Genomic DNA, 14055 nt, shown 5'->3' on the forward strand with positions numbered 1-14055 from the left:
TCCAGGTACGCCCGGGTCGACGGGCTGACGGGGCGTCAGGGTACGCGAGAGCCAAGACCACAGTTCCTTTGAGTGGAGGTGTTCACGCGGAAGAGGCGCTGAGTTAAGAACTACCCGTCATGGGGCACTTCACAGCATTTACGGACCCCAAGTATTCGTTCGATCCCGTCGGGCCCGTTCGCCCCGGTCAGGCGCCCGGTTGTTGGCCTCCGGGTGCGGGAGCACACTGAACCCATGGATCCCGCCCGCGGGGACGACGACGAGCGCGCACTGACGGAGCGCGCGTTCCGGCAGGCGTCGTTCTCGATGTCGGTGTTCGACGCCTCGCAGCGGTATCTGCGGCTCAACGCCGTGGCCTGCGAGGTGATGGGGCTCGGCGAGGAGGCCCTGCGCGGCCACGCCTTCCCCTACGGCCTGCCCGCGGACGTCGACCAGCTGGGCACCCTCCAGGCACTGCGCGACGTGGCGGCCACGGGCAAACCGGCGCACTACGAGAGCTATACCCGCGCCCCGTCCGGAATCCGCGAGCACGCCTGGAACCTGGAGCTGTGGCCGGTCCGGGACGACCGGGGCGAGGTCCGCGCCGTAGGCATGGCCGGGTTCGACAGCAGCGAGCAGCACTGGGCGCGGCAGCGGCTCGCGGTGCTCGACGAGGCCGCCGTCTCCGTCGGCACGACCCTCGACCTCGACCGCACCGCGCGGGAACTCGCCGAACTGGTCGTCCCGAGGTTCGCCGACTTCGCGAGCGTGGACCTGCTGGAGGCGGTGATGCGCGGCGAGGAGCCCGAGGACGGCGGCCCGGACGCGGACGTCGTGCTGCGCCGGGCCGCGCATCTGTCCACCGAGAAGGGGACCCCGGAGGCCGTGATCGGCCTGGGCGCCAGTGACGCCTACCCGCCGTTCTCACCGCCCGCCCGCGCCCTGCACACCGGCCGCCCGGTGCTCAGCGGGAGCGGCGACCCGGACTTCGACCGGTGGATCGCGGGCGTCCCGGCGCGGGCCGCGAAGATGCGGGGCTTCGTCGTCACCTCACTGCTGGCCGTGCCGCTGATAGCGCGCGGCACCACGCTGGGTGTCGCCGTGCTGCTGCGCACCCGACCCGACGCCTTCACGCAGGACGACTTCGCCCTGGCACGGGAGATCGCCGGCCGGGCCGCTCTCTGCGTCGACAACGCCCGCCGCTACACCCGGGAGCGCAGCACGGCGCTCACGCTCCAGGAGAGCCTGCTGCCGCGCGGCACGTCCCCGCAGTCGGCGGTCGACGTGGCCTGCCGTTATCTGCCCACCGACTCGCGGGCCGGTGTCGGCGGCGACTGGTTCGACATCATCCCGCTCTCCGGCGCGCGGGTGGGCCTGGTCGTCGGCGACGTGGTCGGCCACGGCATCCAGGCCTCCGCGACCATGGGGCGGCTGCGCACCGCGGTCCAGACGCTCGCCGACGTCGATCTGCCGCCCGACGAACTGCTGGCCCACCTCGACGACCTGGTCCTGCGGCTCGGCGACGACGAGAACGGCGGGCGCGCCGGCGTCGGCGGCACCGGAGCGACCTGTCTGTACGCCGTCTACGACCCGGTGTCGCGGATGCTGAGCGCCGCGAGCGCCGGGCATCCGCCGCCCGTCCTCGTCCTGCCGGACGGCACCACACAGGTGGTCGAGATCGGCGTCGGCCCGGTCCTGGGCGTGGGCGGTCTGCCCTTCGAGACCACCGAACTCCACCTCCCGGAGGGCACCCTCGTCGCCCTCTACACGGACGGTCTTGTGGAGGCCGCCGACCGGGACCCGGATCTCGGCATCTCGCGGCTGCGACGGGCCCTGGCCGGATCGCGGTCCACCCTGGAGGACCGCTGCGATCAGGTGCTCTCCGCGCTGCTGCCCGAGCACCCCGGCGACGACGTGGCCCTGGTGCTCGCGCGCACCAAGGCACTTGACGCCGACCACGTCCAAGTCTGGGACCTGGCAGCCGACTTCGAGGGCGTCGCCGAGGCCCGACGGCTCGCCACCGCCCAACTCGACGCCTGGGGGCTGACGGAGGAGGCCTTCGTCACCGAACTCGTCGTCAGCGAACTCGTCACCAACGCGATCCGCTACGGCGCCGAGCCGATCCAACTCCGCCTGATCCTCGACCGTACGCTCATCTGCGAGGTCTCCGACGGCAACTCGACCTCGCCCCATCTGCGCCGGGCCCGGATCTACGACGAGGGCGGCCGGGGCCTGCTCCTGGTCGCCCAGCTCACCGCGGACTGGGGCACCCGGCACACCGCGACCGGCAAGACCATCTGGGCCGAACAGGCGCTGACACCCACGAGTTGACCACGCCGGGGCGGGCGGTCAGTGGGGGTAGGCGCGCGGTGGGCGCTGCCTGGGCAGTTCGTCGCGGAACTCCTCGATGCGGGAACTGACCTGCCGGATCAACGTGGTTGGCGCCAGCCGGTCGAGGTAGAGGTTGCGGCGCGCGAGCCCCGGAGCGTCCACACAGAAGTACAGCGACATCAGCGGATTGATGAACAGCTCGCTGCCGCGCGTCCGTTCGGTGAAGCGGACGTCGCCGAAATCCCCGCGTACGGCGGCGGCGACGGAACCGTTGACGATGCTCGGATGGTCCGGCGTGCACTCCTGGGCGTGGGCCACCGCGTCGAGGTACAGCCGCCCCTCGCGGCTCTCGCGCGGGAGGGAGAACGCGCCGAGGTAGGCGCCCTCGCGCTCCAGGGCGGCCAGATTCTCCAGCACCAGCGCGTGGTTGACCCCGTGGTACGCGTCGATGCCGAAGCCCAGGCACGCCACCAGCCGCACCGGCACGTCGTCGAGCCCGTCCACCGCGGCGAGGCTGACCATGTCCTCCTCCGGTGTACCGAGCCCGTGTTCGTCGCCGCGCATCAGGATGTCGGTCCCGCCGTCGACCAGCACGACGGCGTCGACACCGCCCAGGTGGTCGATCAGCGCGCGGTACGCGGCCCGCAGCGGCTGCACGCCGGTCAGCGGGAACGCGTACACCGTGGACGGCATGTCGTTCAGTTGGAGCCACCGGGCGAGGGAACGCTCCGGGAAGTAGTCCCCCCGCGCCGCCGTGTCGGGCCGTACCGCCGCGACGTCCGGCTCCACCCACACGTCCTGGTCGAGGCCGTACAGATCGGCGAACGACAGGTTGGCGAGGTGCACCTCCTTGCCCGCCGAGCGCAGCGCGAGCGCGAGGGGCAGCCCCGCGTAGACGTCGAAACCGCCGCCGGCCCCGGCGACGAGGATCCGGCGCGCGTCGCGCAGCCGGGAGAAGAACGGGGGTTCGAGGAGGGAGAACACCGGAGGACGTTAACAGCCCCGTACGCCATGATGGACGCGTGGACTTCGAGCCGTACCGGGGCGAGTTGGTGGCGTACTGCTACCGCATGCTGGGCTCGTTCCACGAGGCCGAGGACCTGGTGCAGGAGACGATGCTGCGCGCGTGGAAGGCCCGCGAGCGCTACGACCCGAGCCGCGCGTCCCTCCGCACCTGGCTGTACCGCATCGCCACCAACGTCTGCCTCACCGCCCTCGAAGGCCGCGCCCGCCGCCCCCTCCCGTCCGGCCTCGGCGCACCGGGCGAGGACCCGGGGACTCCGCTCACCCCGGCGACCGACATCCCCTGGCTCCAGCCCTTCCCCGACGCGCGCTACGACATGGAGGCGCGCACCGACATGCGGCTCGCCCTGGTCGTGGCCCTGCAACGGCTCCCGGCGCGCCAGCGGGCCGTGCTCGTGCTCCGTGAGGTGCTCCAGTTCAGCGCCGCCGAGGTCGCCGACCAGCTCGACACCACCGTCCCGGCCGTCAACAGCACACTCCAACGCGCCCGCGCCGCCCTCACGGACATCGGCGACGACCACACGGTCGCCGAACCGGACGACCGCGAGGCGCGCGAGGTGATCGACCGCTACCTGCGGGCCTTCGAGGCGGCCGATGTCCCCGCCCTCGTACGGCTGTTGGCCGACGCGGTCGTCCTGGAGATGCCGCCGGTCCCGCTCTGGTTCCGGGGCACCGAACACTACGGCGCGTTCATGCGCAGGGTCTTCGAACTCCGGGGTACGGACTGGGCGTTGAGGCCGGTCGCTGCCAACTCGCAGCCCGCGCTGGCCGCGTACGCGAGGGACCCCGACGGGGGCCGTTGGCTGCACAGCGTCCAGGTGTTCACGGTCACCGGGGGCCTTGTCACCCGCAACGTCGTGTTCACCGAGCCGCAGGTACTGGCGTCCTTCGGCCTGCCTCGGCGGATTTCCTCGGACCGACCGCTCCCGCCGCGATGAGTTCGGCCGCTGCCGCCGGTACGTACCGGTGAGCATCGACCGAAAGGACAATGGACCATGAGCGTCACCGTCATTCAGTTCACCACCCTGGACGGGGTCGTCTCCGACCCCGACGGGTCCGACGGCACCCCGTACGGCGGCTGGCTCTTCCGCTACGGTCGCGAGGAGATCGAGGGCGACAGGTTCCGGCTGGCCGACACCCTGGGCGACGCGGTGCTGCTGCTCGGCCGTGGCACGTGGGAGGCGTTCGCGCGGCTGTGGCCGGGCCGCGACGACCCGTTCGCCGACCGCATGAACGCCGCGTCGAAACTGGTCGCCTCCCGCACCCTGACCGACGCCTCGGCGTGGGCGAACTCGACCGTCCTCGACGGCGATCTCGTCGACGCCGTGAAACGTGAGGAGCGGGAGGTGATCGTCATGGGCAGCCTGAGCGTCGTCCACACGCTGATGGCGGAGGACCTGGTCGACGAGTACCGGCTCATCACGTTCCCCACCGTCGTCGGCACCGGCGAGCGGCTCTTCGCCCCGGACGGTCCGCCCGCGAACCTGGAGTGCCTGGAGGTGGAGAAGCCGGGGTACACCGTGTTCGCCCGGTACGGGAGGGCCGCGCGCTGATGTGCGAAGGGCCCGGCGGTACGGCCGCCGGGCCCTTCGGCTTGGTTTGTGCGGGAGTCGGGCTTACGCGCCGCTAGCCCGGAGCATGTCCTCGCGCTCGACGATCTTCACGCGCTCACGGCCCTGCGGCTCGCCCAGCGCCTTCTCGGCCGCGTCCAGCTTGTACCAGCCGTCCCAGGTCGTGAAGCGCACGTTCCGCTCGGCGAGGAACGCCTCCACGGCCTCCGGGTCGGGCGAAACAGGCGTGTGCAAACGGCCGTTGGCGTGGTCGTCGAGCAGGTTCGCGACCGTCTCGTTGGCATCGCCCTTGGTGTGACCGATCAGACCGACCGGACCGCGCCGGATCCACCCCGTCACGTACGTCGACTGAAGGTGCTCGCCGGTCTCCTGGATGACCCGGCCGCCCTCGTCCGGGACCGTGCCCGAGTCGATGTCCCAGGGCAGCTTGGGCAGCTTGTCGGAGAGGTAGCCGACCGCGCGGTAGACCGCGGTGACGTCCCAGTCCTTGAACTCGCCGGTGCCCTTGACGTTGCCGGTGCCGTCGAGGGCGGTGCGCTCGGTGCGCAGGCCGACGACCTTGCCGTCCTCGCCGAGGATCTCGGAGGGGGACTCGAAGAAGTGCAGGAACAGCTTGTGCGGGCGGTCGCCGACATCGCGGATCGCCCAGTTCTCCAGGGTCTTGGCGACCATGTCGGCCTGCTTGTTGCCACGGCGCGTGGTGATCGAGCCCTCGTCGTAGTCGATGTCCTCGGGGTCGACGATGACCTCGATGTTGGGGGAGTGGTCCAGCTCCCGCAGCTCCATCGGGGAGAACTTCGCCTGCGCCGGGCCGCGCCGTCCGAAGACGTGGACTTCGAGGGCCTTGTTGGCCTTGAGGCCCTCGTGGACGTTCGGCGGGATCTCGGTCGGCAGCAGCTCGTCGCCGGTCTTGGCGAGAACGCGGGCCACGTCGAGGGCCACGTTGCCGACACCCAGGACGGCGACCTTCTCGGCCTCCAGCGGCCAGGTGCGCGGGACGTCCGGGTGGCCGTCGTACCAGGAGACGAAGTCGGCGGCGCCGTAGGAGCCGTCCAGCTCGATGCCCGGTATGGACATCTCGCGGTCGGCGGTCGCGCCGGTCGAGAAGACCACCGCGTCGTAGAAGGAGCGCAAGTCGTCGAGGCTGATGTCGGACGGGTAGTCGACGTTGCCGAAGAGACGGATCTGCGGCTTGTCCAGGACCTGGTGCAGGGCGGTGATGATGCCCTTGATGCGCGGGTGGTCGGGGGCGACGCCGTACCGGATCAGGCCGAAGGGCGCGGGCATCCGCTCGAAGAGGTCGATGGACACACCGGGTTCGGCGGCCACCTCGGACTTGAGCAGGGCGTCGGCGGCGTAGATCCCGGCGGGGCCGGCTCCGACGATGGCTACCCGCAGGGGGCGCGGCATGATCAGGTTCCCTTCGAGTGATGACAGGCGACTCGTCGGGAAGCCTAAGCTAAGGCATGCCTAACCCAGTACGCGGGTCCGGTCTATGGCCCCATAAGGCCGACTTATGGGGTGTCCAAGCGTGCCGCATGGTCCGGCCCGCGATCCTCAGCCGGCCGGGCGGATGTGCACCACGTCCTGCACCACCTCGGGCGGAGTGGCGAGCAACTGGACCATCACGCGGGCGACGGTCGCCGAGGGGAGCGGCTTCATGGCTCCCACCCTGGTCAGATAGCCGTCCGCCTCCCACACCGGCGCGGCGCGCTGCCGGTCCTCGCCGGGGAAGTTCTCGATGAAGGCGCTGTCCGAGATCGAGCCCAGGATCACCAGGGCGACCCGGATGCCGTCGCCGCGCAGTTCCTTGTGCATCGCGGCGGTGAAGCCGTTCAGGCCGTGCTTGCTCGCCGCGTACATCGCCATCAGGGGCATGTGGTCGAGGGTGATCTCGGAGGAGATGTTGAGGATGTCGCCGCCCCCGGCCGCCCGCAGCAGGGGTACGGCCGAGCGGATCGTGTGGATCGGGCCCAGCAGATTGGTGCCGACGCAGGCGTGGATGTCCTCGTCGGCGGTCTCCTCGATGGCACGGATACGGGCGACACCAGCACTGTTCACCAGGATGTCCACCCGCCCGAACCGCTCCTCGACCTGAGCGAACGCGGCCCGCACACTGTCCCCGCTGCTGACGTCGGTCGGGATCGTCAGCACCGATCCCGCCATCTCGCGCGCGGCCGTCTCCAACCGGTCGGCGCGCCGGGCGAGCAGCACCACCTGCGCCCCGTCCTCGGCGAGTTGCGCCCCGACGGCCCTCCCCACTCCGGTCGAACCGCCGCTGATCACCGCGACCTTGCCCTGCATCGTGCCTGCCATGACGGCCTCCCCGGCGAGACGTGACGATCGGATGAGAGGCTACCTCTCGTCATTTGAGAACGCCATATCCGTACCGCGAGATGCCGATGACCGTAGGTGGCGAAGTCGCTCTGGTGGCAGGGCAGTCGGCTCGCTAGGCTGCGCGGCGGAAGCGGGATCGTCAACGCGTCGGTGGCTGGGTAGCGCGTCCCTCCGACGTGCTCACGGGAGACGCCGATGGCGTACCGATCCCTTCTCCGCGTTCCCGGCGCGGGATTCTTCCCGCTCGGATTCCTCGCCCGCCTTCCCTACGCCACCTCGTCGCTCGCGACGCTCATCCTCGTCCGGGCCGCCTCCGGCAGCTACGCCTTCGCGGGTCTCGCCGCCGCTGCCCAGGGCGTCGCCAACGCGCTCGGTTCCCCGGTCGCCGGAGCACTGGCCGACCGGTACGGCCACCGTCTCGTCGGGGCGGTGAGCGCGCTCGCCAACGCCGGCGCCCTGACCGGCCTCGTCGTGGCGAGTCACACCGGCCGTCCGGGCATGATCGCCGCGGCGGCCCTGGCCGGACTCACCCAGCCGCCGGTCGGCTCCCTGGTCCGTGTCCACTGGTCACGCCTGCTCCACGCGCGCGAGCGGCCCGGTCTCGTCCCCAGCGCCCTGTCGTACGAGGCGACCGCCGACGAGATCAGCTTCGTCGCGGGACCGGCGCTCGTCGGCCTGCTCACCGCCCTCGGCCCCACGGCACCGACCGTGGCGGCCATCGCCCTGCTCCTCCTGGCCACCCTGCCCTTCGCCCTGTCCCTCACCCCCGGCGGAGCCGCACAGCAAAAGGCACCGGGCACCTCGCGAACTCCCTTGCCCCGCCTGCCACTTGCGGTCATGTTCCTCGCCATGGCCGCGATGGGCACCGTCTTCGGCGCCGTACAGACCGGCGTCACCGCCTACGCCGACGACAGCGGACACCCCGGCAGCGCGGGACTCCTCTACGCCCTCTTCGGCATCGGCAGCGCCCTGGCCGGTGCCGCCTGCGCCTGGCTCCCCGCCCGCTTCACGCTGCTCCACCGGTATGTGACCTTCGCGGCGACCCTGCTGCTGGGCACCCTCACCCTGGTCGCCGGGGACGGACTGCACGCCGTTCCCGCGGCGATGGCCGTCGCAGGTGTGACCGTGGCCCCCTACATGATCAGCCTCTACGCGCTCACCGAATGCCTCGCGCCCGCCGACCGCGCGACCGCGGCCCTGACGATCCTTTGCGCGGGCGGCCCCCTCGGCACCGCGACCGGACAGGCGCTGGCCGGCTACCTGGCCGACGGTCACGGCCCCGCCGGAGCCTTCTTGCTGGCGCCGGTCGCGGCAACGGCGGCTCTGCTGCTCGCCGTTGCGGTGTTGTTTCTGGCGGACACCGACACGCTCCGCCCGGGTGTTCGTGTTGCCGTCGGGTCCGGGACACCCGAGTCTGGGGGAATGGGTCGGGCCAAGGGGAGGACACACGATGGCGACGAGCGCTGACACACCGGATGCCGAACGGCGACGGCTGGCCGAGGCCGACGACTCCGGGGTGCCGTGGCGCCGTTGGGGCCCCTACTTGAGCGAACGCCAGTGGGGCACCGTACGGGAGGACTACAGCCACAGCGGCGACGCCTGGTCCTACTTCACCCACGACCAGGCGCGCTCCCGCGCCTACCGCTGGGGCGAGGACGGCATCGCGGGCATCAGCGACGACAAGCAGCGGCTGTGCTTCGCGCTCGCGCTGTGGAACGGCCGCGACCCGATCCTCAAGGAGCGGATGTTCGGCCTCACCAACTCCGAGGGAAACCACGGCGAGGACGTCAAGGAGTACTACTTCTACCTCGACAGCACGCCCACGCACTCGTACATGAAGTACCTCTACAAGTACCCGCAGGCGGAGTACCCCTACGAGGACCTCAAGGCCACCAACAGGGCGCGCGGGCGCGGCGACTTCGAGTACGAACTGCTCGACACCGGCATCTTCGACGAGGACCGCTACTTCGACGTGTTCGTCGAGTACGCCAAGGCGGGCCCCGAGGACCTGCTGATCGAGATCACCGCCCACAACCGGGGCCCCGACGAAGCCCCGTTGCACCTGCTCCCGACCCTGTGGTTCCGGCACACCTGGTCCTGGGCGGGGGGCACCGCCGTCCCGTCCATCCACCAGGAGCCCGGCGGCGAACTCCGCGCCGACCACGAGGACTTGGGCCCACGTCGGCTGTACTGCGACGCGGACGCGCAAGCGCTGTTCACCGAGAACGACACCAACAACGAGAAGATCTTCGGCAGTTCGAACGCCTCCCCGTACGTCAAGGACGGCATCGACCGATATGTCGTCCAGGGCGAGACCGGAGCCGTCAACCCCGACCGGACCGGCACCAAGGCCGCCGTCCACCACGTACTCACCATCCCGGCCGGACAGAGCGCGACCGTCCGCCTGCGCCTCACCGCCGCCGAACTCCCCGACTGGACCGGCGACTTCGACACCGTCATGACCCAACGCCGGGCCGAGGCCGACGAGTTCTACGACACCTGCACCCCGGCCGACGCGGGCCCCGACGAACGGCGGCTGGTGCGGCAGGCGTTGGCCGGGATGCTCTGGAGCAAGCAGTACTACTACCTCGACGTCGAACGCTGGCTGACCGAGCACGGCGTCGACCCGCTCGCCTCCGACCCCCGGGTGCGGAACAGCAACTGGTACCACATGGTCAACGACGAGATCATGTCGATGCCGGACACCTGGGAGTACCCGTGGTTCGCCGCCTGGGACCTCGCCTTTCACACCGTCGCCCTGTCGATGGTCGATCTCACCTTCGCCAAGGGCCAGTTGGACCTGCTGCTGCGCCGCCTCTACCTCCACCCCAACGGCCAGATCCCGGCCTACGAATGGAACTTCGGGGACGTCAACCCGCCCGTGCACGCCTGGGCCACCCTGTTCCTCTACGAGTTGGAGAAACACCGCACCGGCAAGGGCGACCGCGCCTTCCTGGAGAACGCCTTCCATAAGCTGATGAAGAACTTCAGCTGGTGGCTCAACCGCAAGGACACCGACGGCAACAACGTCTTCCAGGGCGGCTTTCTCGGCCTCGACAACATCGGCGTCTTCGACCGCAGCGCCCCGCTCCCCACCGGCGGCCACCTCGACCAGGCGGACGGCACCGCGTGGATGGCGCTCTACTGCCAGAACCTCCTTGAGATCGCCATAGAGTTGGCCGTCGACAACCCCGTCTACGTCGAGCAGGCACAGTCCCTGTTCGAGCACTTCGCCTGGATCGCCGTCGCCATGAACCGCATCGGCGCCGACAACGCGAGCCTCTGGGACGAGGAGGACGGCTTCTTCTACGACGTGCTGCGGCTGCCCGACGGCACGGCGACCCGGCTCAAGGTGCGCTCGCTCGTCGGCCTGATCCCCCTCGCGGCCACCAGCCTCGTCGGCGGCTGGGCGGACCAGCGCTTCCCCGAACTCGTCGCCGGAGCACTGGAGTTCATCGAACGCCACCCGGCCGTGGAGGCCACCATCTCCTCGCACGAGGCGATGGGCCCGAACGCCGACGGCCGCTACCTCTTCGCCCTGTTCGGCGAGGACCGGCTGCGCCGCGTCCTGTCCCGGATGCTCGACGAGGACGAGTTCCTCGGCCCGCACGGCATCCGCTCCCTCTCCCGCTATCACGCCGAGCACCCCTACACCTTCGACGTGCACGGCGAGACCTACGGCGTCGGCTATCTGCCGGCCGAGTCGGACTCCGGGATGTTCGGCGGCAACTCCAACTGGCGCGGCCCGGTGTGGTTCCCGGTCAACTTGCTGTTGATCCGCGCCCTGTTGAACCTGTACGCCTTCCACGGCGCCGACTTCACCGTGGAGTGCCCGACCGGCTCGGGCCGCCACCTCACCCTCTACGAGGTCGCCCGCGAGATCGCCGACCGGCTCACCGCCACCTTCCTCAGCGACGAGGACGGACACCGCCCGGTGCACGGAGCCCAGGCCAAGTTCGCCAAGGACCCGCACTGGAAGGACTTGATCCTCTTCTACGAGTACTTCCACGGCGACAACGGCGCCGGCCTCGGCGCCTCCCACCAGACCGGCTGGACCGGCCTGTCGGCCATCACCGCCACCCTCTTCCACACCCTGGGCGACGGCGAGTGGTCGGCCCGGGGCCGCGAGAGCCTGCGCCCGACCGGCGACCGAGAGGAGCCGCTGTCATGACCGCCTGGCCCGAACACCCGGTGATCTACGAGATCAACACCCTGATCTGGCTGGGGGAGTTGAGTACCCGCTACGGCCGCCCCGTCACCCTCGGCGAGGTGCCCGCGCCCGCCTGGGACGAGGTCGCTCTCCCCGGTGTCGACGCCGTCTGGCTGATGGGCGTGTGGGAGCGCAGCCCGGCCGGACTGGAGATCGCCCTGCGCGACGAGTCGTTGCAGGCGTCGTTCAGGGCGGCCCTGCCCGACCTCCGCCCGCAGGACGTGGCCGGATCGCCGTACTGCGTCCGGAACTACGTCGTCGACGCATCCCTGGGCGGCCCCGAGGGACTGGCGGAGGCCCGCGCCCAACTGGCCGCGCGTGGCGTCCGGTTGATCCTCGACTACGTCCCCAACCACGTCGCCCCCGACCACCCCTGGCTGACCGAACGCCCCGGCTGCCTGGTCCAGGGCACCCCGGACGACCTCGCCCGCGACCCCGGTGCCTTCCTGGGGACCGGCGGCAAGGTGTTCGCGCGGGGCCGCGACCCCTACTTCGCGCCCTGGCCCGACGTCGTCCAACTCAACGCCTTCAGCGACGAGTTGCGCACAGCGGCCGTCGACACCCTGGCCTCGATCGGCGACCAGGCGGACGGCGTGCGCTGCGACATGGCCATGCTCCTGATGACCGACGTCTTCGCCAAGACCTGGGGCGAACGCGCGGGCACGGCACCGGCCGAGGACTTCTGGCCGTACGTCGTCCCGAAGGTCCGCGAGCGCCACCCCGACCTCCGCTTCGTCGCCGAGGCGTACTGGGACCTCGAATGGGCCCTTCAGCAGCAGGGGTTCGACCACTGCTACGACAAACGGCTCTACGACCGGCTGCTGCACGAGGGCGCGGACTCGGTGCGCGGCCATCTGCGAGCTGATCTCGCCTACCAGCGCGGCCTGGTCCGCTTCCTGGAGAACCACGACGAACCCCGGGCCGCCGCCACCCTGTCCCCGGAACGGGAACGGGCGGCAGCGGTCACGATCGCCACGCTGCCCGGCGCGACCCTCTGGCACGAGGGCCAGTTCGAGGGGCGCCGGGTACGCCCGCCGGTCTTCCTCTCCCGTCGGCCGGAAGAGCCCGTCGACAAGGAACTCCTCGCCTTCTACCACCAGTTGCTCTCCGCCGTGGGCGCCTCCGGCATGCGCACGGGAGGGGAGTGGCAGTTGCTCGACTGCACCGGCTGGCCCGACAACCCGTCCCACGAGAACCTGATCGCCTGGTCCTGGACGACCGATTCCAGCCGCCATCTCGTCGTCGTCAACCTGTCCGAGCAGCCGGCCCAGGGCCGGGTCCGCCTCCCGTGGAGCGACCTGCGCGGCGGCCCCCGCCAACTCACCGAACTGCTTTCCGATTCGACCTACGACCGGGACGGCGACGAACTCCTGGACCCCGGCCTTTACGTCGAGTTGGCGGGCCTGCGCCGGCATCTACTCGCGGTGATGCCCGGATCTTGACCTGTGGCCAACTGGTGAAGGATTGACGGGAGTTGTGAAAGGTGACAAGAATTCAGCTTGCTTCGCTGTGGCTCAGCTGAGTGAAGCACATGCGGGCGGTCCGGTCGCGCACGCCCTGAACGTCTTCTTTCGTGCGCCCGCCGCCCGCGCTCTGCCACCTCCCACACCTTTTATCATCGTCGAGGCTCACCTTGTCACGTTCGCACCACCTCCCATCCCTGTCCGCCCTCGCGGCCACCGCGTTCATAGCCGCCGCCGCGCCCGTACTCGCGGCCGGTACGGCGAGTGCCACCGAGAACGACGCGTGCCAGTCCGCCACCGTGCAGTACCGCATCGTCGGCGCCGATGGAAACGTTGTCGGCGCCGACTGGACCTCGCAGGGCGGCTTCCACCAGTGGGACGCCGTCCCCGGCACCGTCGAGGTCCGGCTCGCCCCCGGCCAGAGCGTCGGCGAGGGCTGCAAGTACCCCGTCTCGCTCGCCGAGTACACCACCGAGGGTTCCACCTGGTACACCTCCGGCCACCAGACCATGGTCGACAAGGCCACGGTCTACCTCACGTCCAAGGACGTCGCCGGCGCGGACGGCTCGGGCCAGACCTGGCAGAAGCTCAACGTCAAGTCGCCCGACTGCTACGGCCAGATCGACTTGTACGGCGACGACGTCACCTACGACGGCGGTACGGGCGAGGGCCACGGCCCGCTCCCCTACGAGCCCGACAACATCATGACCCCGTACCACCTCATCGCGGCCTGGAACGGCGGCGACAAGGAGTGCACGCCCAGCACCCCGGACTCGCCCACCCCGACGCCGACCCAGCCGGCCTCCGCCCCGCCCGCGACGCCGTCGACCCCGGCCGGCAGCACGCCGCCCGCCGACGAGACGACCCCGCCGCCCAGCCCCAAGCCGTCGACGACGCCTCCCACCTCGGCGCACGTCCCGCCGCTGAAGCCGTCGCCCTCGCCCACGCCGAAGACGACGCCCAACGGCGGCAAGCAGCCGCTGGCGGAGACCGGTTCCAACGCGCCGGTCGGCCTCCTCGCGGGTGGCGCGGCCCTCGTGATCGCCCTGGGCGGCGGCGTGGTCTACGCGGCGAGCCGCTCGCGCCGCTCCTCCTGATACGACTGGCCCGGGTCACTCGGTGTGAACTGCCCGCCCCGCCC

General features: G+C 70.7%; 10 protein-coding genes. 7 read left to right on the top strand and 3 right to left on the bottom strand.

What is annotated here, in order from left to right; genetic code table 11:
• The first annotated feature begins 234 nt into the window (after positions 1 to 234).
• A complete protein-coding gene (locus tag ACWIHT_RS02835; RefSeq protein ID WP_456163680.1) occupies positions 235 to 2310 on the top strand; it encodes a SpoIIE family protein phosphatase in 2076 nt (691 codons plus the stop codon).
• 18 nt (positions 2311 to 2328) lie between these two features.
• On the opposite strand, the gene ACWIHT_RS02840 is transcribed toward ACWIHT_RS02835, so the two are convergent.
• The gene (locus tag ACWIHT_RS02840; RefSeq protein ID WP_456163682.1) at positions 2329 to 3294 is read right to left on the bottom strand and encodes a DUF1152 domain-containing protein; all 966 of its coding nucleotides are present in this window, start codon (positions 3292 to 3294) and stop codon (positions 2329 to 2331) included.
• A 38-nt stretch (positions 3295 to 3332) separates the two neighbouring features.
• Here ACWIHT_RS02840 and ACWIHT_RS02845 point away from each other — a divergent pair, with 38 nt between their 5' ends.
• Together ACWIHT_RS02845 and ACWIHT_RS02850 are read left to right on the top strand one after the other, a co-directional pair.
• A complete protein-coding gene (locus ACWIHT_RS02845) occupies positions 3333 to 4271 on the top strand; it encodes a sigma-70 family RNA polymerase sigma factor (protein WP_456163684.1) in 939 nt (312 codons plus the stop codon).
• 57 nt (positions 4272 to 4328) lie between these two features.
• A complete protein-coding gene (locus ACWIHT_RS02850; RefSeq protein ID WP_456163686.1) occupies positions 4329 to 4886 on the top strand; it encodes a dihydrofolate reductase family protein in 558 nt (185 codons plus the stop codon).
• 63 nt (positions 4887 to 4949) lie between these two features.
• On the opposite strand, the gene ACWIHT_RS02855 is transcribed toward ACWIHT_RS02850, so the two are convergent.
• Positions 4950 to 6314: an FAD-dependent oxidoreductase gene (locus tag ACWIHT_RS02855; RefSeq protein ID WP_456163688.1), complete on the bottom strand. Its 1365-nt coding sequence runs from the start codon at positions 6312 to 6314 to the stop codon at positions 4950 to 4952.
• Between the two features lie 147 nt (positions 6315 to 6461).
• A complete protein-coding gene (locus tag ACWIHT_RS02860; protein ID WP_456163690.1) occupies positions 6462 to 7220 on the bottom strand; it encodes an SDR family oxidoreductase in 759 nt (252 codons plus the stop codon).
• Positions 7221 to 7436: 216 nt separating this feature from the next.
• On the opposite strand from ACWIHT_RS02860, the gene ACWIHT_RS02865 reads away from it, so the two are divergent.
• The 4 genes from ACWIHT_RS02865 to ACWIHT_RS02880 all read left to right on the top strand — a co-directional run bounded on the left by ACWIHT_RS02865 (position 7437) and on the right by ACWIHT_RS02880 (position 14011).
• Positions 7437 to 8708, top strand: coding sequence for an MFS transporter (locus tag ACWIHT_RS02865; protein ID WP_456163692.1), 1272 nt, complete (start codon positions 7437 to 7439; stop codon positions 8706 to 8708).
• A complete protein-coding gene (locus ACWIHT_RS02870; RefSeq protein ID WP_456163694.1) occupies positions 8692 to 11412 on the top strand; it encodes an MGH1-like glycoside hydrolase domain-containing protein in 2721 nt (906 codons plus the stop codon). The genes ACWIHT_RS02865 and ACWIHT_RS02870 overlap by 17 nt, the downstream gene beginning before the upstream one ends.
• The gene (locus tag ACWIHT_RS02875) at positions 11409 to 12893 is read left to right on the top strand and encodes an alpha-amylase (RefSeq protein WP_456163696.1); all 1485 of its coding nucleotides are present in this window, start codon (positions 11409 to 11411) and stop codon (positions 12891 to 12893) included. The genes ACWIHT_RS02870 and ACWIHT_RS02875 overlap by 4 nt, the downstream gene beginning before the upstream one ends.
• A 191-nt stretch (positions 12894 to 13084) precedes the next feature.
• Positions 13085 to 14011 (top strand): hypothetical protein, encoded by a 927-nt coding sequence (locus ACWIHT_RS02880; RefSeq protein WP_456163698.1) that lies wholly within the window; start codon positions 13085 to 13087, stop codon positions 14009 to 14011.
• The last annotated feature ends 44 nt before the right edge of the window (positions 14012 to 14055 follow it).

It is taken from the genome of Streptomyces sp. NPDC002276 (genome assembly GCF_053891435.1).